Raw genomic sequence first — 20,360 nt, 5'->3', positions numbered from 1 at the left:
GTCCGCGCGGCGGCACAAATAATGCTGTCTATCGGCGTGCGGTACGCGCAGTGTTGGCATTGCTTCAGGTAAAATCTCGTTATGAGAATTCTTATCAGTAACGACGACGGCTACCTGGCGCCTGGCCTGGCGGCCCTGGCCGACGCGCTCGCCCCTATTGCCGACATCGTCGTGGTGGCGCCCGACAGCAACCGTTCGGGCGCGTCCAATTCGCTGTCCCTGGACCGGCCCTTGTCCGTGCACAAGGCCGCCAACGGCTTTTATTTTGTCAACGGCACGCCCACCGACTGCGTGCACGTGGCGCTGACGGGCATGCTGATCGAGCGCCCCGATTTGGTGGTCTCGGGCATCAACAACGGCCCCAACATGGGCGACGATACCCTGTATTCGGGCACCGTGGCCGCCGCCACGGAAGGCTTTTTGTTCGGTATTCCCGCCATCGCCTTTTCCCAGTCGCAGTTTGGCTGGGCCAACCTGGACGCGGCCGCCCGCGTGGCGAGGGAAATCGTCGAGCGCCAGTTTGACGCCCTGCAGAAACCGTATCTGCTGAACGTGAACATCCCCGCCATTCCTTACGAGCAAATGCAAGGCGTGGTGGCCACGCGCCTGGGCAAGCGCCATTCGGCCGAACCCGTGATCCGCGCGCTCGATCCCCGCGGCCGTGAAATCTTCTGGATCGGCCCCGCCGGCGCCGCCAAGGAAGGCGGTCCGGGCACGGACTTCCATGCTGTTGAACATGGGCAAGTGTCGATCACGCCGCTGCAGATCGACCTCACCCATACCACCCAACTCGATGCACTGGCAAAAGGCCTGGCATGACCGCTCACGATGACCGACAACCATGACCGATAAGCCGCGCACCTTCCCCCTGTCCCTCGATTCGCTGGCCGGCAAGCCCGCCAGGCAGGGCGGGGGGCAGTCGCTGGCCCAGTCCAGGATCGCCACGCCGCAGACTGCCACGCAGAATGCGGCGCAGAGCGCGGCGCGCGGCGTTGCGCAGCCGTATGGCGCGCACGCGGCCATCGCGCCGTCGCGGGCCCAGGCCATCGCCAATGAGCGGGCGCAGCCGGCGGCGGTGTCGCCGCCGCGGCAAAATCCGCTCGTTTCGGAGGCCGTGCGCCGGGCCATGGTGGCGCGCATCGCGAAACAGGGCGTCAAGGACCAGGCGGTGCTGGACGCCATGCAAGCCGTGCCGCGCCACATGTTCATGGACGAGGCGCTGGCGTCGCAGGCGTATATCGACGCCTCGCTGCCCATCGGCCACCACCAGACCATCTCGCAGCCGTACATCGTGGCGCGCATGATCGAAGTGATGCGCCAGGGCGGGGCGTTGCAGCGCGTGCTGGAAATCGGCACGGGCTGCGGCTACCAGGCGGCGGTGCTGTCGCTGGTGGCAAAAGAGGTGTATTCGATCGAGCGCATCCGGCCCCTGCACGAGCTGGCGAAGGCCAATTTGCGCCCGCTGCGCGTGTCGAATCTGCGCTTGCAGTACGGAGATGGTATGCTTGGCCTGCCGCAGGCGGCGCCCTTCGACGGGATCATCCTTGCCGCAGCCGGCCTGGAAGTCCCGCAAGCCCTGCTGGAACAGCTGGCGCCCGGCGGGCGTCTGGTTGCGCCGGTGGGGGCTAAATTGCAACACTTACAACTCATTACCCGGGTGGGGAAAATGGAATGGACTAGCCAAACCCTGGAAGATTGCCATTTCGTACCTTTGCGCCCGGGCACCATATGATCCCCGGATCAGCTAGCAAGCAGGACATATAAATACATGCGAATGATTAAGAAAAGTAACATACTTCTATGTGGCATCACCTTGGCCGCGCTGTTGAGCGGTTGCGGCACGACGGGCGTCCAGGCGCCCGTCGTCGAGCGCCACCCCTCGAGCAGCAGCGCCGCTGCCAGCGATCCGCGCGACCGCGATCCGGCCTATTACACGGTCAAGCGTGGCGACACCCTGTTGCGCATCGCCCTCGAGCACGGGCAGAATTACCGCGACCTGGTGGCCTGGAATGACTTGAGCAACCCGAACGACATCAAGGTCGACCAGGTGCTGCGCGTGTTGCCGCCGAATGGCGACACGGGCGGCGCGCAAACGTCGGCCATCGTCATGCCGCCAGCGACGGAAGTCAAGCCTGCCGCGCCTGTCGTACCGAAGAAAACGGGCCCGCGCGGCGAGAAGCGCGCGTATTCCGACGCCACCCTGGCCGAATTGCGCGCCGATGGCGGCACGGGCGACGCCAAGCCTGCGCCAGCCCCGGCGGCAACCGTCGCCGCCGCACCGGCCGCCGCCGCGGCAGCCCCTGCGGCATCGGCGCCCGGCGACGACAAGATCAGCTGGATGTGGCCGTCCGAAGGCAAGGTCATCGGCACTTTCGACGAAGGCAAGAACAAGGGCGTCGATATCGCCGGCAAGGCGGGCCAGCAAGTGGTGGCCGCCGGCGCGGGAAAAGTCATGTATGCCGGGAGCGGAATCCGTGGTTATGGTAATCTTGTCATCGTGAAGCACAGTAATAGTTTATTGTCGGCGTATGCGCATAACCGCAGCATCCTGGTGAAGGAAGGGCAGAACGTCAACAAAGGCCAGGCCATCGCCGAAATGGGCGATTCCGATGCCGACCGCGTGAAGCTGCACTTTGAAATTCGCCAGCAGGGCAAGCCTGTCGACCCTTCGAAATTCCTGCCTAACCGTTAGGTAAAGCAATGACACACGCGCCGCACGACCAGCTGGACGATGACCCGGAACTGCCGGAAGACGGGGCAGACGAAGTCGTGACGGACGATGCCGGCGAACTTGACGGCATCGACGCCGTCGACGCGGGCGAGGGCGGCGAGGTGGCCAGCGTCAGCGTGCTGGTCGAAAGTGTTGACGAATTGAAAAAAGTGCTGGCGGCCGAGCTGTCGACCGATACCACCCAGCACTATCTGAACCAGATCGGCACGCGGCCCCTGCTGACGGCGGCGCAAGAGGTGCATTACGCCACCCTCGCCAAGCAGGGCAATTTCGAAGCCCGGCAAACCATGATCGAGCACAACCTGCGTCTGGTCGTGTCGATCGCCAAGCATTACATCAACCGGGGCGTGGTCTTGCTCGACATGATCGAGGAAGGCAACATCGGCCTGATGCGGGCCATCGACAAGTTCGAGCCCGAGCGCGGTTTCCGTTTCTCTACCTACGCCACCTGGTGGATACGCCAGAGCATCGAGCGCGCCATCATGAACCAGGCGCGCACGGTGCGCCTGCCCGTGCACATGGTGCGCGAACTGAATCAAATTCTGCGCGGCAAGTACCACCTGGAAGCCCAGCACCACGACGGCAAGGATGCCACCGCGGAAGACATCGCCCATCTGGTGGGTCGTCCCGTGGAAGAGGTGCAGGATATCCTGGCCCTGTCCGAGCACGCCACGTCGCTGGACGCGCCGCTCGACAACGACCCGCAATCGTCGCTGATGGACATGTTGCCCGGCGCCAGCGAAGACAGCCCCGACGCGCGCGCGGAACACCATGAAATGACGGTGCTGGTGCGCGACTGGCTGACCAAGCTGCCCGACAAGCAGCGGGTGGTCATCATGCGCCGTTTCGGCCTCGACAACGACGACCCCGCCACCCTGGAAACCCTGGCCGAGGAAATGGGCGTGACGCGCGAGCGGGTGCGCCAGATCCAGCAGGAAGCCTTGATCAAGCTCAAACGGGCTATGGCCGCACGCGGCGTGGTGCGCGACTCCCTACTGTAGCAAGTCTGATAAAACGCCCATGGCGGCGTTGCATGGCCTCGCCGTACTGGCGTACTGTCTTCGGCCACGCGCCTTGCCCCGCGCATTTTCTCAGGCTTGTTGCCCGGTGAGGGCTTGAGCGGCTTTTGCCTGTCGCGATCTGCTATCATACGCCCCGCTCGCGGCGCCTGACCTTTCCCCCATTCTTTCAAGTTCCAGCGCGGCCCTGCGTCCTGGCCCACTCTTACCTATTGATCGCTATGCAAGAAAATATCATCGAAATCAAATCGCTCGACATGGACGCCCGTGGCGTTGGCCATATTGAGAACGAAGACGGCTCGCCGGGCAAGGTCGTGTTTGTCGAAGGCGCGTTGCCGGGCGAGCGCGTCAGCTTTGTGACGTTCAAGAAAAAGAAGAACTGGGAAATGGCCCGCATGACGGCGCTGCACCGCGAATCGTCCATGCGCGTGACGCCCAAATGCAAGCATTTCGACAATTGCGGCGGCTGCTCGATGCAGCACCTGGAGCCGTCGGCGCAGGTGGCGATCAAGCAGCGCGTGCTGGAAGACAACTTGTGGCATATCGGCAAGGTGCGTCCGCAAAGCATCATGCGCCCCATGTATGGCCCGACGTGGGGTTACCGCTACCGCGCGCGCCTGTCCGTGCGCCACGTCAAGAAGAAAGACGCCGTGCTGGTGGGCTTCCATGAAAAGAAATCGGCGTTCGTGGCCGACATGGATAGCTGTGAAATTTTGCCGCCGCACATCTCCGCCATGCTGCTGCCGCTGCGTGGATTGATTGCTTCGCTATCGATCTTCGACCAGATGCCGCAGATCGAGCTGGCCGTGGGCGAAGACGTCACCGCCATGGTCTTGCGCATCATGGCGCCGTTGACGGCGGATGACGAAACGAAATTGAAGGCCTTTGCCGACGAATACGGCGTGCAATGGTGGCTGCAGGTGAAAGGCCCGGAAACGGCCGTGCCGTTCTATCCGCTGGACAAGCAATTGCACTACCTGCTGCCGGAATTCGGCGTCAAGATGCCGTTCAAGCCCGTCGATTTTACCCAGGTGAACCACCACATCAACCGCGTGCTGGTATCGAAAGCCCTGCGTTTGCTGGAAGTGCAGCCGACGGACCGCGTGGCCGACCTGTTCTGCGGCCTGGGCAATTTCACCTTGCCGCTGGCCACGCAAGGCAGCGAAGTGGTGGGCATCGAAGGCAGCACCACCTTGACGGAGCGGGCGCTGGAAAACGCGCTGGCCAATGGCCTGGCGGAAAAAACCTCGTTCTCCACGCGCAACCTGTTCGAAGTGACGACAGACGACCTGATCGCGCTGGGCAAGTTCGACCGCATCCTCGTCGACCCGCCGCGCGATGGCGCCATGGCCCTGTGCCAGGCGCTGGTCGGCCTGTCGCAAGTGCGTCCGGACCTGCTGCCGAAACGCATCGTGTATGTGTCGTGCAGCCCGTCGACCCTGGCGCGCGACGCCGGCATCCTGGCGCTGGAAGCGGGTTATGTGCTGAGCAAGGCGGGCGTGGTGAACATGTTCCCGCATACTTCGCACGTGGAATCGATGGCGGTCTTTGATTTGATCTGAGGGCACACCTGATAAAACGTCCATAGCTGCGTTGCCTTGCCTAGCCGTACTATTCGTACTGTCTTCGGCAAGGCGCCTTGCTCTGAACGTTTTTCAGGCGCGCCGAGGCTATTCAGGGCGCTTACACAAATTCTGCCTTTTCTCCTGACTCCACAGCAATACCACTTACAGCGTGTTATAAAACTGGTCTGTCTTTTCCCGATCCAGCGTCTTTTTTCATCCTTCCTCTGCCTTTTTTTGCTTGTCCAGTAGGACAACGCGCCGTCCGTCTCCGCCGTTATGCTTTCTGTGTAAAGTGGTATTGCCCACTTTGAGGCCACTTCAAAACCACTTGACCGCCTATTTTTTCAGCAGCATGCTGTTCTTGCAACTGCAAAAAACAAAATCACAGGGTAGCTTTTTCATTGAAGCAGAGTGGTATTTCCGCAAACCTGAACAGGAGACAACGTGGAAAATTTAATACTCAAGAAAACGATCAGGAACATGATGGTATGTCTGGCCAGCGGTGGCGTGCTGGCGGCCTGCGGCGGCGGTGGTGACGCCGGCGCGCCGGCCGGTTCGCAATTGCTGGCGGCCAGCACGGTGGTCGCGTGCGTGCCGTGGCAAGAGGGCGGCACGTATAACGCAGGCACGGTGGTCACCTACCTGGGCGCCAACTATACGGCCCTGGTAACGCAGACCGATCACGTGGGCTCGGGTTGGAACCCCGTCGCCACGCCTAGCCTGTGGAGCGCAGGCGGCACGTGCGATGGCGGCACCACGCCAACTCCTACTCCGACACCAACGCCGACCCCGACGCCCACACCAACGCCGACACCGGCGCCTACGCCAAATCCAACGCCCACCCCGACGCCAACGCCAACCGGCGGCACGTGCGCGCTGGCGTGGGTGGCCGGCACGGCCTACAGCGCGGGCGCCACCGTCAGCTATGCGGGCACGAATTACCGCGCCAATTACTGGACGCAGGGCGATAATCCGTCGACCAGCAGCGGCGCCGCCGGCACGGGCAAGCCGTGGACCAGCCTGGAGATCTGCAGCACCACGCCTACCCCGACGCCAACGCCTACTCCGACGCCGACCCCAACGCCTACGCCGACACCTACTCCGACGCCAACGCCAACGCCAACGCCGACGCCGACCCCGACGCCAACGGGCCGCGAAGTCGGTTCCTATTTCGCCCAATGGGGCGTGTATGGCCGCGACTATGAAGTGGCGAACGTGCATACCAGCGGCGTGGCCGACAAGTTGACCTTCATCAACTACGCTTTCGGCAATATCTATCCGAAAAACGGCGGCTATGAATGCGCCATGATCACCAAGACGGAGCCGGGCGCGACGAATCCGAATTCGCCGGATGCGGGCACGGGCGGCGATGCCGAGGCCGACTACATCCGCACGCCGAAACGCACCGTCGATGGCCAGGCGATTCCTTGGGATGCTCCCTTGTCGGGCAACTTCCTGCAGTTGAGAAAGCTCAAGGCGGCGCACCCGAACTTGAAACTGTTCATCTCGCTGGGCGGCTGGAGCTGGTCGAAGAACTTCTCCGTCGGTTCCGCCACGGATGCGCTGCGCAAGCAGATGGTGCGCTCGTGCATCGACATCTACATCAAGGGCAACTTGCCGGTGCAGGGCGGTCGCGGCGGCGTGGGCGCGGCGGCGAATATCTTTGACGGCATCGACATCGACTGGGAATATCCGGTCGGCGGCGGCCAGCCGTACAACACGGTCAGCCCCAACGACAAGCGCAATTTCACCTTGCTGATGGCGGAATTCCGTGCCCAGCTCGATGCGCTCGGCGCAGCCAACGGCAAGCGCTACCTGTTGACGGCCGCGGTCGGTGCCGGCAAGGACAAGATCGACAACACGGAACCGGCCCTGTACTCGCAGTACATGGATTGGATCAACCTGATGACCTACGACTTCCACGGCGGCTGGGAAAACAGCACCAACTTCAACGCCCAGCTGTTTGCCGACCCTGCCGATCCGTCGACAGGCATGGCGCGCGAATACGTGGGCGACAAGGCGGTGCAGTACATGATTGCCGCCGGCGTGCCGCGCGACAAGCTGCTGCTGGGCATACCGTTCTATGGCCGCGGTTGGACGGGCGTGGCGCCGGGACCGAATGGCGATGGCCTGTACCAGGCGGCCACGGGCACGGCGCCAGGCACCTACGAGTCGGGCATCGAGGACTACAAAATCCTCGTCGCCAAGGCCGGCACGCGCTACTACCATCCCGTGACCAAGCAGCTGTACCTGTACACGGGGGCGGGCGGCCAGTGGTGGAGCTATGACGATCCGACCGTCATCGGCACCAAGGTGAAATACGTCAAGGACCAGGGCTTGCGCGGCGCGTTCTCGTGGGAACTCGATGGCGACGCGAATGGCGTGCTGGCAACCGAGGTATGGAAAGTGCGGTAATGTTGATGTAGCGTAAGACGCGGCCGGATAGCCATGCTGTCCGGCCGCCTATTCATATAAAAACACGGGAGGCGGGCGATGGCGGCGGTATCGACATTCGGAGTCAAGCAGAAGCAGCAACAGGAGCAGCAGCAGGAACAGGAGCTGAGCCGCGAGTGGCGCAGCTGGATCGCGGAAAACCTCATGCTGGGCAGCCATCCGTCGGCGCTGATGCCGGTGCTGCAGCAGGCCGGCATCGCGGAGCCCCTGGCGCGCCGCGAAGTGGAGCTGGCGCTGCAGAGTCCCTACCTGGCGGGCGCCGTGCGCCTGTCGAACCGCCTGGCCAAGCGCGACTGGGTGATCGACATCCAGCGCAAGCTGAACCACCTGCGCACCCCCGAGATTCCGCGCCGCGACAAGCTGTCCGCGCAGGAATTCCTGGACGAATACTATTCCACCAACCAGCCCGTCATCATCACGGGCATGATGGACGACTGGCCCGCCATAGCGAAATGGAGTCCCGCGTATTTCCGCGAGCATTACGCGCAGCGCGAAGTGGAAGTGCAGTTCGGCCGCGAAGCGGATGCCCAGTATGAAATGAACAGCGTGGCGCACAAGCGCAAGATGGCGTTCGGCGAGTACGCCAGCCTGGTCGAGAGCAGCGGTGCGACCAACGATTTCTACATGACGGCGAATAACAATTCGCAGAACCGCCAAGCCTTGCGCGAGCTGTGGGACGATATCGGCCAGCTGCCCGAATACCTGGAGCAGGGTGGGGCTCCCACGGGTTTCCTGTGGTTTGGCCCGGCCGGCACGGTGACGCCATTCCACCACGACCTGACGAACAACTTCATGGCCCAGGTCAAGGGGCGCAAGCGCCTGCGCATCATGGCCGCCTGCGAGGTGGCGCGCGTGTACAACCAGCGCCACTGCTTTACGCCCGTCGACGGGCGCGACATCGACCTGCGTCGCTATCCGCTGATGGCCGACGTGCAAGTGCGCGAATGCGTGCTGGCGCCGGGCGAGATCCTGTTCCTGCCCGTTGGCTGCTGGCATTTCGTCGAAGCGCTCGACGTATCGATGACGGTGGCGTTTACCAATTTCAAATGGGATAACGATTTTTACAGCAAGTATCCATCGAATCACGACTTTTGATCGTGGCGCCACTTGGCGCGAACCTGCCGCGAACAGCCGCCTTACGGGCGGCTTTTTGCATGTTACGGGGCCATACTTGTATAAAATATTTCCACAAAATAATTGATTCAAATCATTTTGCAGCAATTATTTTGATATGAATGACCATGATGTTTCATTATCCAGATGGCGATGGCGGGCGGATAATTTTATGGCTGGCGCGGCGCCGGACCGCTGATGGGGTTTGCCGGCGCGCGCCAGCACCGACAACCATCTGGAGGCGGCAGGGCATGAACACGCAGCACACGACACAAGCAGCAATGCAGTTGCAGCAAACACCGAAAATCACCGTGGACACGCGGCTGACGCGCGAAGCGGCCGAATTGCTGGCGAAGGCCGACATCCATTTGAATGGCCGCGCCGCCTGGGACATGCAGCTGCGCAAACCGGGCGTGCCGGAGCGCGCCTTCGCCAGCGGCAACCTGGGCCTGGGTGAAGCGTACATGGACGGCGACTGGGATGCGCAGCAGCTCGATGAATTCTTTTGCCATTTGCTGCGCGCCAGGGTGGCCGACGATGTGCGCCCCATGCGCCTGGCCTTTCACGCCCTGTACGCGCGCCTGTTCAACCTGCAGACGGAGCGCCGCGCCTGGATGGTGGGCAAGGAACACTATGACCTGGGCAATGCCTTCTATGCGGCCATGCTCGATCCGCGCATGACCTATACGTGCGGCTACTGGAAGGATGCCGGCAACCTGGCCGAGGCGCAGGAAGCGAAGCTCGATTTGATCTGCCGCAAGCTCGGGCTGGAACCGGGCATGCGCGTGCTCGACATCGGCTGCGGCTGGGGCAGTTTCATGCGCTATGCGGCGGAGAAATACCAGGTGCAGTGCGTAGGTGTGACGATTTCGAAAGAGCAGGCCGCGTATGCGCGCGGCATGCCGGGCGGCGAGCGCCTGGACTTCCGCCTGCAGGATTACCGCGACACCAATGAAAAATTCGACCGCATCGTCAGCATCGGCATGTTCGAACACGTGGGCCACAAGAACCACCGCACCTTCATGGAAGTGGCGCACCGCTGCCTGGAAGACGATGGCCTGTTCCTGCTGCACACGATCGGCAAGAACAAGCGCCATTCCACGTGCGACCCGTGGATCGACAAATACATCTTCCCGAACGGCGACTTGCCGTCGCTGGGCCAGATCGGCGACGCCATGGACGATTTGTTCGTGGCCGAAGACTTGCACAACTTCGGCGCCGACTACGACAAGACCCTGATGGCCTGGCATGCGAATTTCGAGCAGGCGTGGCCCCGCTTTGCCGCCCAGCTGGGCGAACGCTTCCACCGCATGTGGTCATACTACCTGCTGTCCTGCGCGGGCGCCTTCCGCGCGCGCGACTTGCAGCTGTGGCAATGGGTCTTGTCGAAGCAGGGCGTGTTGGGCGGCTATGAGCGTGTCAGTTGAGATGTGCGGCAACTGATATGATGGATTGATGGATATCAATCAAGCGCGTACCTTCCTGGAAGTGGCTTCCTGCGGCAGCTTCATCATGGCCGCCGAACGCATGCACGTGACGCAAACGGCCGTCAGCGCCCGCATCCGCACCCTGGAGCAGCAGCTGGGGCGCCAATTGTTCGTGCGCAACAAGGCGGGCGCGCGCCTGACGCCGGCCGGCGAGCGCTTCATGCGCCACGCGGCCACCATGGTGCAGGTGTGGGAGCGGGCGCGCCACCAGGTGGCCCTGCCGCCGGGGCGCGACGACGCCGTCAGCATCGGCTGCGAGCTGAGCTTGTGGCAGCCGCTGCTCGGCGACTGGCTGATACGCATGAGCCGCGACTGCCCCGAGATCGCCCTGCGCGCGGAAGTCGACAGTCCCGCGCGCCTGCTCGACGCCGTGCACGACGGCTCGCTCGACCTGGCCGTGCTGTACAACCCGCCCCAGCGTCCGGGCCTGGCCAGCGAATTGCTGGCCGAGGAAAAGCTGGTGATGGTGACCACGCGCGATGACGGCCAGATGCAGGCCGATACGTATGTGTACGTGGACTGGGGCCCCAGTTTCGCCGCCAATCACCAGGCCGCGTATCCGGAGCTGAGCAGCCCGCCCATCTCGATCTCGCTGGGGCCGCTGGCGCTCGTCTACCTGCTGGACGTGGGCGGTGCCAGCTATTTCCGCATCGGCAGCGCGCAACCCTATCTCGATGCGGGCCTCCTGTTCCGCGTGCGCGATGCGCCCGAATTCTCGCATTCCGCCTACGCCGTGTACGCGGCCCAGCGCGACAACCCGACCCTGGACCGCGCCCGCGCCTGCCTGCTGGAGGTGGCGGAAAGGGGCAAATAGATGCGACAGACGTAAAAAAGCCGACCCGTGGGTCGGCTTTTATTTTCATGCGCATAAGCGCAGCGCTTAGTCGCGGCTGCCGCCGGCGAAGCCCAGCAAGGAGAGCAGGCTGGTGAAGATGTTGTACACGTCCAGGTAGATGCGCAGGGTGGCCGAGATGTAGTTGGTCTCGCCGCCGTTGATGATTTGCTGCACGTCATACAGGATGTAAGCCGAGAAGATGGCGATGGCGACCATGGAGATCACGATCGACAGTGCCGACAGGCCCAGGAAGATGTTCGCCACCGATGCCAGGATCAGCACGATCACGCCAGCAAACAGCCACTTGCCCATGGCGGAGAAGTCGCGCTTCGAGATCGTGGCGATCGTTGCCATCACGGCCAGGATGGTGGCCGTACCGCCGAATGCCGTCATGATCAGCATGCCGCCGTTCGAATAGCCCAGGGTGCGCGTCAGGATGGGCGTGAGCATCAGGCCCATGAAGAAGGTAAAGCCCAGCAGGACGGCGACGCCCAGGCCCGAGTTCTTGGTCTTTTCAATCGCGTACATGAAGCCGAATGCGACGGCCATGAAGATGATGAAACCCATGCCGCCGGTCAGCATCGGCAAATGCATCTGCACGCCGATGAAGGCGCCCAGCACGGTCGGGATCATGGACAGCGCCAGCAGCCAGTAAGTGTTGCGCAAGACCTGATGGCGGACTTGCTGCATGCCCCCCGACAGGTCAAAGGTGCGTTGCATGTTCTGATTCATAGTGCCTCCGTGTTGTCAATTCAAATTACTGCTTTGCCCAAGGATAGCATGAGGGCCGGAATTTGCCAAAAAAGCAGCTTAAGATTTCATTAAACGGGGGCAGGGCGGCAAGATGCCCCCTGCCTGCCTGGGTGATATGGGGTGGAGTATGGTAAAATCAAAGGTTGATTGAGTTATCAATTTACCGTTTTAAACCTTACTTTTTATTGGAGTTTTCACACATGGCAATCGAACGCACCCTGTCGATCATCAAACCAGACGCAGTTGCAAAAAACGTAATCGGTCAAATCTACTCCCGTTTTGAAAACGCTGGCCTGAAAATCGTTGCAGCACGCATGACCCAACTGTCGCGCGAACAAGCTGAAGGCTTCTACGCAGCGCACAAAGAACGCGGCTTCTTCAAGGATCTGGTCGACTTCATGGTTTCCGGTCCAGTCATGATCCAAGCCCTGGAAGGCGAAAACGCCGTTCTGGCCCACCGTGACCTGATGGGCGCGACCGATCCGAAGAAAGCAGAAAAAGGCACGATCCGCGCCGATTTCGCCGATTCGATCGACGCTAACGCCGTACACGGTTCCGACGCTGTCGAAGCTGCTAAAGTGGAAATCGCTTACTTCTTCCCAGAACTGAAGGCTTAATTGCCTTAGATAACGTTATTTCCTGGCGTTATCTGTGAAATAACTTATCACCCCCTGTTCCCGCTGCGCTGTGGAGTTTTCGCTCCGGATGCGCGCGGGGACGGATTTTTAGAATAGACATGATCATGAATACGACGACCCTCACCAACTTGCTGGACCTTGATCCCGCGCAACTCATCGCCTACTGCGCCGAGTTGGGAGAGAAACCGTTTCGTGCGAAACAATTGCAACGTTGGATACACCAGTTCGGCGCTTCCGATTTCGACGCCATGACGGACCTGGCCAAGTCGCTGCGCGACAAGCTGGCCACGCGCGCCGAAGTGCGCGCCCCGGCCATCATCAGCGACCATACGTCGACGGACGGTACGCGCAAGTGGCTGGTCGACGTGGGCAATGGCAATGCCGTGGAAACCGTGTTCATTCCGGAAGAAAACCGCGGCACCCTGTGCATCTCGACCCAGGCCGGCTGCGCCGTGAACTGCCGTTTCTGCTCGACGGGCAAGCAAGGCTTCAACCGCAACCTGTCCGTGGGCGAGATCATCGGCCAGCTGTGGATGGCGGAATTCGAATTGCGCCGCACCAAGGGCATCGAACCGGGCCCGAAAGGCGAGCGCCAGATCACCAACGTGGTGATGATGGGCATGGGCGAGCCCCTGCTGAACTTTGAACCGACCGTCACGGCCCTGAAATTGATGCTCGACGACAACGCCTACGGTCTGTCGCGCCGCCGCGTGACCCTGTCGACGTCGGGCGTGGTGCCGATGATGGACAAGCTGTCGCAGGAAGTGCCGGTGGCCCTGGCCGTCTCGCTGCACGCCTCGAACGATGCCTTGCGCGACGGTTTGATTCCACTGAACAAGAAATACCCGCTGAAGGAATTGATGGCGGCCTGCAAGCGCTACCTGGAATTCGCCCCGCGCGATTTCATCACGTTCGAATACTGCATGCTGGACGGTGTCAACGACAGCGACGAGCACGCGCGCGAACTGCTGGCGCTGGTGCAAGACCGCGAGTTCGGCGTGAACTGCAAGTTCAACCTGATCCCGTTCAATCCCTTCCCCGAGTCGGGCCTGTTCCGCTCGAAAAACCCGCGCATCAAGTCCTTTGCCCAGGTGCTGATGGATGGCGGCATCATCACCACCGTGCGCAAGACGCGCGGCGACGATATCGATGCGGCCTGCGGCCAGCTGGCCGGCGAAGTCAAGGACCGCACGCGGGTGCAGGAACGCATGGAAAAGATGACTGAGTATCAACAGAAATTTGGCGCCAATTTCGGCAAGATCGTGGAAATCCGCTCCTGATGAGGGAAGGCATGGCTTACCAACGCTCGCTCGCTGTGGCCGCTGTTTGCCTGGCCGTGCTGCTGGTCGGCTGTGCTTCCGCTCCCGTCGATGCGGGCGCCGCCTTGCGTCAGGAGACGCTGGCGAGTACCCGGGAGCGTGCCGCGCTGCGCTTGCAGCTGGCCAGCGCGTATTATGCGCAAGGCCAGCTCGACGTGGCTCTGGCGGAAGCGGAACAAGCCGTGCAACTGGCGCCGAACGATGCGCAAGCCTATGGCGTGCGTGCCCTGATCCTTGCGGCCCAGCGGCAAACTGTGCCTGCTGAGAAAGATTTCCTTTACGCTTTGCGCCTTGCGCCCCACAATCCTGAGTTGAGCAATAATTACGGCCTGTTTTTGTGCCAGACGGGACGCGCCGCGCAATCGCTGGCGTATTTCGATGCGGCCTTGGCCGATGCGGCGTATGTGTCGCCGGAAAAAGCGCTCAACAATGGGGGCGCTTGCAGCCTGGCCCTGAACGATTACCCGCGTGCGGGCGCATATTTGATGCGCGCCGTGCGCATCGCACCGGACGTGGCAGTGACGAACGCCGGCCTGGTGCGCGTGTATTACCAACAGCAAGACTACCGGCAAGCGGCTTATTATTTGCAGCGGCTCGGCAGGATAGCAACAATGGAGAGCCAGACGGCCGATGTGCTGTGGCTCGGGATCAAGGTGCAGCATAAGCTCGGGGATGCGGGTGCGGAAGCTGGCCTGGGGGCGCATTTGCGCAACCACCATTCCGGCTCCCCCGAATATGCTGCTTATCAAAATGGGGCGTTTGATGAGTGAGACAGGGATACCAATGAATTCAGAGTGGGCAGAAACGCCTCAGCAGCAGCCCCAGGGCAATCTTGCGTTGGCAGGCGCACAGTTGAAGGCGCAGCGCGAAGCGCTGGGCTGGCCGGTGGAACAGGTGGCCGACCAGCTCAAGCTGGCGCCGCGCCAGGTGATCGCGCTGGAAGAGGGCGACATGGCGGCCTTGCCGAACGTGGCCGTGGTGCGCGGTTTCGTGCGCGCCTACGCCAAGGTGGTGCGCCTCGACGCGGCGCCGCTGGTGGCCATGATCGAAGTCCATCCGGCGCCGGCGCAAGACCCGGCCGCGCCCGTGCGGCGCGAGATTTCCGCCACGTTTTCCGAATCGCGCTTCCCGTCGATGACGCAGCGTTCGTCGAACCAGACTCCCCTCTGGATCGCCGGCGCCGTGGCTGTCGTCGTGGCGGCCGCCTTTGGTGCCTATAAGCTCGGTTATGTGCCGGCCAGCCTGCTGTCCGCGCATGTCGAGAAAGAAGCGGCGCATGCGGAAGTGGGCCCCGTGGAAACGACCCTGATCAAGCCGGGCCAGGATTTGACGCCCGTGCAGTCGCCGTCCGTGCCCCTGATTTCCGTGCCGCCGCCGCCAGGCAACGATACGCAGACGGGCGCACCGGCCTCCGCCATCGCTTCGGCGCCGGCCGCCGCCGTGCCGCCAGCAGCTGCGCCGGCAACGACGCCAGCCGTGACGCCAGCGGCCACGGCCGCCGTCACGCCGCCGGCGGCTGCCGTTACCGCCGCCGTGGGCGCGAATGCGCTGGTGCTGAAGGTGGAGCAAGATTCCTGGGTGGAAATTCGCCGTCCCGGCACCTCGCCGCTGATTTCGCGCATGGTCAAGGCGGGCAGCACGGAAACGTTCGACATCACCGGTCCGGCCACCTTGGTGGTGGGCAAGCCGGGTGTCGTGCAGGCAACTTTGCGCGGCGCCAAGCTGGACTTGCCGACCGTTGCCGGTGGCACGATTTCCCGTGTCAGCATCAAATAATTGCAGTAATCGTTCACGCAAACTCAGAAGATAATATTATGGCTACCTCGAAAACAGCGATCGGCTCCGGTCCATCCGGCCGGCGCGACAGCCGCAAGGTGCTGATCGCGCACGGCCAGCGCCAGATCTGGGTGGGCGGCGACGCCCCCGTGGTGGTGCAGTCGATGACGAACACGGACACGGCCGACGCCATCGGCACGGCGATCCAGATCAAGGAACTGGCGCGTGCCGGTTCGGAACTGGTGCGCCTGACGGTGGACCGTCCGGAAGCGGCCGCGGCCGTGCCCTACATCCGCGAGCAGCTCGACAAGATGGATATCGACGTGCCGCTGGTGGGCGATTTTCACTATAACGGCCATACCCTGCTCAACGATTACCCCGATTGCGCGCGCGCGCTGTCGAAGTACCGCATCAATCCGGGCAACGTGGGCAAGGGCGCCAAGCGCGACACGCAATTCGCGCAAATGATCGAAGCGGCTTGCCGTTACGACAAGCCGGTGCGCATCGGCGTGAACTGGGGCAGCCTGGACCAGGCCTTGCTCGCGCGCATCATGGATGAAAACGCGGGCCGCGTCGAACCGTGGCCGGCGCAAGCCGTCATGTATGAGGCGCTGGTGACGTCGGCCATTGAAAACGCCGTGCGCGCCGAAGAGCTGGGCCTGGCGCGCGACAAGATCATCCTGTCGTGCAAGGTTTCTGGCGTGCAGGACCTGATCGCCGTGTACCGCGAGCTGGCGCAGCGCTGCGACTATCCGCTGCACCTGGGCTTGACGGAAGCGGGCATGGGCAGCAAGGGCATCGTCGCTTCGACGGCGGCCCTGGCCGTGCTGTTGCAAGAGGGCATCGGCGACACCATCCGCATTTCGCTTACCCCGGAACCGGGCGGCGACCGCACGCGCGAGGTCATCGTCGGCCAGGAAATCCTGCAAACCATGGGCTTGCGCAAGTTCGCGCCCATGGTGATCGCCTGTCCCGGTTGCGGCCGCACGACGTCGACCACCTTCCAGGAGCTGGCCGACAACATCCAGACGTATCTGCGCGAGCAGATGCCGGAGTGGAAAAAGTCGTATCCGGGCGTGGAAGCGATGAACGTGGCCGTCATGGGCTGCATCGTCAACGGTCCCGGCGAATCGAAGCATGCGAACATCGGCATCAGCCTGCCCGGCACGGGCGAGTCGCCGGCCGCGCCCGTGTTTGTCGACGGCGAAAAAGTCGTCACCCTGCGCGGCGAACGCATCGTCGAGGAATTCCAGGACATCGTCTTGAATTATGTAAAGAGTCACTATGGAAACACGGTTGCCGTCTGAGCCTGAGCCTGAGCCTGATCCGATCAAAAGCAAAGAAGAACACTATGTCCGAAAATAAGAAATTCGATAAAATTACCGCGGTGAAAGGCATGAATGACGTGCTACCCGCGGACGCCCCGCTGTGGGAATTGTTTGAAAACACGGCGCAATCCGTGCTGCAAAGCTATGGTTTCCAGCAAATCCGCACGCCGATCGTGGAAGAAACGAAATTGTTCGCGCGCGCCATCGGCGCCGTGACCGATATTGTTGAAAAGGAAATGTATTCGTTCACCGATTCGATGAACGGCGACAACCTGACCCTGCGCCCTGAAGGCACGGCCGGCGTGGTGCGCGCCGTGGTCGAGCACAATCTCGTCTACGAAGGCCCGAAACGCCTGTGGTACAAGGGCCAGATGTTCCGCCACGAGCGCCCGCAAAAAGGCCGCTACCGCCAGTTCCACCAGTTCGGCGTGGAAGCCATCGGCTTCACGGGCCCGGATATCGACGCGGAAATCATCATGCTGTCGCGCCGCCTGTGGGATGACCTGGGCCTGGAAGGCATCCGCCTGGAACTGAATTCGATCGGCGACGCGGCCGAGCGCCTGCGCCACCGCGCCGACCTGATCGCCTACCTGGAAAGCCACAGCGAGCTGCTCGACGAAGAAGCCAAGCGCCGCCTGCACAGCAATCCGTTGCGCATCCTCGACACCAAGAACCCTGCCATGCAGGACCTGGTCAATGGTGCGCCGAAGCTGCTGGACTACCTGGGCGAAGAATCGCTGGCCCACTTCCATGGCGTGCAGAAGATCTTAAATCACAACAACATTCCGTTCACCATCAATCCACGCCTGGTGCGCGGCCTCGATTACTACAACCGCACCGTGTTCGAGTGGGTCAGCGACAAGCTGGGCGCGCAAGGCACGGTCTGCGCCGGTGGCCGCTATGACGGCATGGTGGAAATGTTCGGCGGCAAATCGACGCCCGCCGTCGGTTTCGGCATGGGCGTGGAACGCCTGGTGCTGCTGATGAAGGATGCAGCCGAGCCTGAAGCCCCGGCCCAGTGCGACGTCTACCTGGTGCATCAGGGCGAGCAGGCGGGCTTGCAAGCCTTCGTGCTGGCCGAGCGGATTCGCGATGCGGGCCTGGACGTTGTGCTACATTGCGCAGCGAGCAACGGCGGCGGCAGCTTCAAGACGCAAATGAAAAAGGCCGATGCCAGCGGCGCGGCGTTTGCCGTGATCATGGGCGACGATGAAATCGCCAATAACGTTGCGACGGTGAAAGCCATGCGCGAAGCCGATGCCGGTGCGCAACAGAACACGGTGCCGTTCGACGATGTCGTCGACTACGTGGTGGACCAGATCATCGGCGACCACGATTGCGGCCATGACCACGGTCCTGGCGGCCACGTGCATCATCACCATTGATTTGACGCAATACCGTTCTACCCTCGATCAACTACTCATTAAAACTGACGACCCATGGCATACGATCACGAAGAACAAGAACAACTGGCAACCCTCAAGGCCTGGTGGCAGCGCAATGGCAATCTGACCTCCTGGGTCCTGATCGTGGCGCTGGCAGGCTACAGCGGCTGGGCCGGCTGGCAGTACTACCAGCGCACGCAGGCTGCGCAAGCGGGCCAGCTGTACGACGAACTGCAAAACGCCATCGCCGCCAAGGACAAGGCCAAGGTGATGCGCGCGGCCGGCGACATGCAATCGCGTTTCAGCGGCACGGCGTATGCACAGATGAGCGCCCTGTCCGCTGCCAAGGTGGCGTTCGACGCGAATGACCTGAAAACGGCCAAGACCCAGCTGCAATGGGTGGCCGAGCATGGCACGGAAGAGTACAAATCCATCGCCAAGCTGCGCCTGGCCGGCGTCCTGCTGGATGAAAAAGCCTACGATGAAGCGCTGAAAGTGCTGGCGACGGCTTCCGTGGCGCAATTTGCCGGCGCCGTGGCCGACCGCAAGGGCGACGTCCTCGTGGCGCAAAACAAGCTGGCCGAGGCGCGCACGGCTTACCTGGCCGCGCTGGCTGCGACGGACAAGAACAATCCAGGCCGTCAATTGATCCAGGTCAAACTGGAAGCGATCGGCGGTACGGTACCGGAAGACAAGGCCAAGGCTGACAAGGCTGCCGCCTGACAGGAACACTGATGGCGTGGCCGCGCGGCGTTGTGCGCCGCCGGCCTTGCCCTTACAAGTACAAGAAAAAGGTTGGATAACACTTATGCGTGTCACTGAAAAGCTGGTAGCTGCAAGTCTGTTGGCCCTGATGGCTGGTTGCTCGTCCTGGAACCCGTTCGCCTCGAAAGATCCGAAAGTCGAACCGGCCAAGCTGGTCGAGTTAAAATCGAGCATCGCCGTACGCGACGCCTGGAAGTATTCGATCGGCAAGGCCGGCGTGTACGCGTTTACGCCTGCGCTGGCCGGCAACAGCCTGTACGTGGTCAATGCCGATGGCGCGCTGGCGCGCCTGGATGCGGCCAGCGGCCGTGAAACGTGGCGCATCAAGGCCGGCAGCGACATCACCTCCAGCGCCGGCAGCGATGGCGCGCTGGTGGCCGTGGGCGCCGCCAAGGGCGCCGTACTGGCGTTCGATGCCGATGGCAAGCAACTGTGGAAGGCGCAGGCGTCCAGCGAAGTATTGACGGCGCCCGTCGTGGGGCAGGGCGTGGTCGTGGTGCGCAGCGTGGACAACCGCATCGTCGGCTTCGACGCCAAGACGGGCGAGCGCAAGTGGACGGTACAGCGCGCCACGCCGGCCTTGACCTTGCGCAATGCGCCGGGCATGGTGCTGGGCGGCGCGAACATCTACGTGGCCCAGCCGGGCGGCAAGCTGCTGGCACTGACGGCGGCCACCGGTGTGGTACGCTGGGAGATCGTCGTCAGCGAACCGCGCGGCGCTACCGAACTGGAGCGCGTCTCCGACATCGCCGGCACGCCGGTGGCGTTCGAAGGCGAAGTGTGCGTCGTCACGTACCAGGGCAAGGCAGGCTGCTTCGATGCCGCCACGGGCGTGCCGCGCTGGACCAAGCCGATCTCGTCCGATGTGGGCGTGGCCGTCGACCAGCGTTTCGTGTTTGTTGCCGATGACCAGGGCGCCGTGGTGGCGTTCAGCCGCGAAGGCGGCCAGAGCGCCTGGAAGAATGAGGCGCTGGCGCGCCGCCGCCTGTCGACGCCGGCCTCCTACGGCCGCAGCGTCGCCGTCGGCGACTATCAAGGTTATATCCACTTCCTGTCACGGGAAGATGGCGCATTAATAGGTCGTGTCAGCACCGACGGTAGCCCGATTGTTTCGGCTCCCGTTGTTGCCGGTTCGAATTTGATTTTTCAAACCCAATCAGGGACAGTGACCGCTCTCGCGGTCGAGTAATAC

The 20,360-nt window shown here is 62.4% G+C and carries 18 protein-coding genes; 17 read left to right on the top strand and 1 reads right to left on the bottom strand.

All coding sequences use genetic code 11. The annotated features are described in order from the left end of the window. Positions 1 to 81 precede the first annotated feature (81 nt). The 9 genes from surE (at position 82) to O0879_RS11540 (ending at position 11,183) form a co-directional block, all read left to right on the top strand. Positions 82 to 819, top strand: coding sequence for a 5'/3'-nucleotidase SurE (gene surE, locus O0879_RS11580; protein WP_289910939.1), 738 nt, complete (start codon positions 82 to 84; stop codon positions 817 to 819). A gap of 22 nt (positions 820 to 841) precedes the next feature. Beyond that, positions 842 to 1,732 (top strand): protein-L-isoaspartate(D-aspartate) O-methyltransferase, encoded by an 891-nt coding sequence (locus O0879_RS11575; RefSeq protein WP_289916532.1) that lies wholly within the window; start codon positions 842 to 844, stop codon positions 1,730 to 1,732. Between the two features lie 42 nt (positions 1,733 to 1,774). Next, on the top strand, positions 1,775 to 2,692 hold the full coding sequence (locus O0879_RS11570; RefSeq protein WP_289904153.1) for a peptidoglycan DD-metalloendopeptidase family protein: 918 nt from the start codon (positions 1,775 to 1,777) through the stop codon (positions 2,690 to 2,692). Between the two features lie 8 nt (positions 2,693 to 2,700). Then, positions 2,701 to 3,732 (top strand): RNA polymerase sigma factor RpoS, encoded by a 1,032-nt coding sequence (rpoS, locus tag O0879_RS11565; protein WP_077407335.1) that lies wholly within the window; start codon positions 2,701 to 2,703, stop codon positions 3,730 to 3,732. Positions 3,733 to 3,971: 239 nt separating this feature from the next. Continuing rightward, positions 3,972 to 5,312: a 23S rRNA (uracil(1939)-C(5))-methyltransferase RlmD gene (gene rlmD, locus O0879_RS11560; protein WP_099667081.1), complete on the top strand. Its 1,341-nt coding sequence runs from the start codon at positions 3,972 to 3,974 to the stop codon at positions 5,310 to 5,312. 447 nt (positions 5,313 to 5,759) lie between these two features. Then, complete coding sequence (locus O0879_RS11555; RefSeq protein ID WP_289916528.1) at positions 5,760 to 7,730, top strand: glycosyl hydrolase family 18 protein; 1,971 nt, start codon at positions 5,760 to 5,762, stop codon at positions 7,728 to 7,730. 78 nt (positions 7,731 to 7,808) lie between these two features. Then, complete coding sequence (locus O0879_RS11550; RefSeq protein ID WP_289916526.1) at positions 7,809 to 8,864, top strand: cupin-like domain-containing protein; 1,056 nt, start codon at positions 7,809 to 7,811, stop codon at positions 8,862 to 8,864. Between the two features lie 299 nt (positions 8,865 to 9,163). Beyond that, positions 9,164 to 10,309, top strand: coding sequence for a cyclopropane fatty acyl phospholipid synthase (cfa, locus tag O0879_RS11545; RefSeq protein WP_289917860.1), 1,146 nt, complete (start codon positions 9,164 to 9,166; stop codon positions 10,307 to 10,309). A gap of 28 nt (positions 10,310 to 10,337) precedes the next feature. Continuing rightward, on the top strand, positions 10,338 to 11,183 hold the full coding sequence (locus O0879_RS11540; protein ID WP_251350505.1) for a LysR family transcriptional regulator: 846 nt from the start codon (positions 10,338 to 10,340) through the stop codon (positions 11,181 to 11,183). A gap of 66 nt (positions 11,184 to 11,249) precedes the next feature. Here the strand turns inward: O0879_RS11540 and O0879_RS11535 are convergent, their stop codons facing one another. Then, the gene (locus tag O0879_RS11535; protein ID WP_289916522.1) at positions 11,250 to 11,936 is read right to left on the bottom strand and encodes a Bax inhibitor-1/YccA family protein; all 687 of its coding nucleotides are present in this window, start codon (positions 11,934 to 11,936) and stop codon (positions 11,250 to 11,252) included. 221 nt (positions 11,937 to 12,157) lie between these two features. Between O0879_RS11535 and ndk the strand changes: the two genes are divergently transcribed. The 8 genes from ndk to bamB all read left to right on the top strand — a co-directional run bounded on the left by ndk (position 12,158) and on the right by bamB (position 20,357). Next, positions 12,158 to 12,574: a nucleoside-diphosphate kinase gene (ndk, locus tag O0879_RS11530; RefSeq protein WP_034752036.1), complete on the top strand. Its 417-nt coding sequence runs from the start codon at positions 12,158 to 12,160 to the stop codon at positions 12,572 to 12,574. A 125-nt stretch (positions 12,575 to 12,699) separates the two neighbouring features. After that, positions 12,700 to 13,875, top strand: coding sequence for a 23S rRNA (adenine(2503)-C(2))-methyltransferase RlmN (gene rlmN, locus O0879_RS11525; protein WP_289904161.1), 1,176 nt, complete (start codon positions 12,700 to 12,702; stop codon positions 13,873 to 13,875). Positions 13,876 to 13,886: 11 nt separating this feature from the next. Next, the gene (pilW, locus tag O0879_RS11520; protein ID WP_289916520.1) at positions 13,887 to 14,684 is read left to right on the top strand and encodes a type IV pilus biogenesis/stability protein PilW; all 798 of its coding nucleotides are present in this window, start codon (positions 13,887 to 13,889) and stop codon (positions 14,682 to 14,684) included. A 67-nt stretch (positions 14,685 to 14,751) separates the two neighbouring features. Beyond that, complete coding sequence (locus O0879_RS11515) at positions 14,752 to 15,690, top strand: helix-turn-helix domain-containing protein (RefSeq protein WP_354670185.1); 939 nt, start codon at positions 14,752 to 14,754, stop codon at positions 15,688 to 15,690. A 38-nt stretch (positions 15,691 to 15,728) separates the two neighbouring features. Continuing rightward, entirely contained in the window at positions 15,729 to 16,997 is a 1,269-nt protein-coding gene (ispG, locus tag O0879_RS11510; protein ID WP_289916514.1) for a flavodoxin-dependent (E)-4-hydroxy-3-methylbut-2-enyl-diphosphate synthase, read from the top strand. A gap of 44 nt (positions 16,998 to 17,041) precedes the next feature. Beyond that, complete coding sequence (hisS, locus tag O0879_RS11505) at positions 17,042 to 18,403, top strand: histidine--tRNA ligase (protein WP_099667087.1); 1,362 nt, start codon at positions 17,042 to 17,044, stop codon at positions 18,401 to 18,403. Positions 18,404 to 18,457: 54 nt separating this feature from the next. Beyond that, positions 18,458 to 19,126, top strand: coding sequence for a tetratricopeptide repeat protein (locus O0879_RS11500; RefSeq protein WP_289916512.1), 669 nt, complete (start codon positions 18,458 to 18,460; stop codon positions 19,124 to 19,126). 85 nt (positions 19,127 to 19,211) lie between these two features. Continuing rightward, positions 19,212 to 20,357, top strand: a complete 1,146-nt coding sequence (bamB, locus tag O0879_RS11495) for an outer membrane protein assembly factor BamB (RefSeq protein ID WP_099667089.1) — start codon at positions 19,212 to 19,214, stop codon at positions 20,355 to 20,357. The last annotated feature ends 3 nt before the right edge of the window (positions 20,358 to 20,360 follow it).

The sequence above is a fragment of the Janthinobacterium sp. SUN120 genome (assembly GCF_030397735.1).
Classification (GTDB): Bacteria; Pseudomonadota; Gammaproteobacteria; order Burkholderiales; family Burkholderiaceae_D; genus Janthinobacterium; species Janthinobacterium kumbetense.
This window is presented reverse-complemented; position numbering and strand designations above follow the sequence as displayed.